Source organism: Streptomyces sp. NH27 (genome assembly GCF_056859195.1).
In genome coordinates this window covers 1-456 of sequence record NZ_JACEGK010001087.1, presented here as the reverse complement: position 1 = coordinate 456, position 456 = coordinate 1, and the positions used below count along the sequence as shown (strand labels likewise).

General features: G+C 42.5%; 1 protein-coding gene. It reads left to right on the top strand.

Annotation, left to right across the window (positions count from 1 at the left end; translation table 11 throughout):
* Window positions 1-358, top strand: a 358-nt coding sequence (locus AC13HU_RS38150) for a tRNA pseudouridine synthase A (protein ID WP_160313399.1), incomplete at its 5' end; no start/stop codon positions are given.
* Window positions 359-456: the final 98 nt, after the last annotated feature.

The following is a 456-nucleotide window of genomic DNA, read 5'->3' as shown; positions in this document are numbered from 1 at the left end:
CTTTCCCTACCCACTCGATGTGGAACGAATGCAGATTGCAATCAAAAAGCTAGAGGGAACCCATGATTTTACCGGTTTTACAGCCTCTGGGACTAGTGTAGAGGATAAGGTTCGCACCATCACAGAAGCTAGTTTAATAGTCGATGAGACAGGACAATTTTTGACCTTTACCTTTTCAGGAAATGGTTTCTTGTATAAACAGATTCGCAATATGGTGGGGACTCTACTCAAAATCGGTAACAACCGCATGCCAGTAGAGCAGATTGATCTCATCTTGGAGAAGAAGGACAGGCAACTTGCAGGTCCCACTGCAGCACCAAATGGTTTGTATTTAAAGGAGATTCGTTATGAAGAATAATCGTATTTTAGCACTTTCTGGAAATGATATTTTTAGTGGTGGTGGACTGTCAGCTGATTTGGCTACCTATACCTTGAACGGCTTGCATGGGTTTGTAG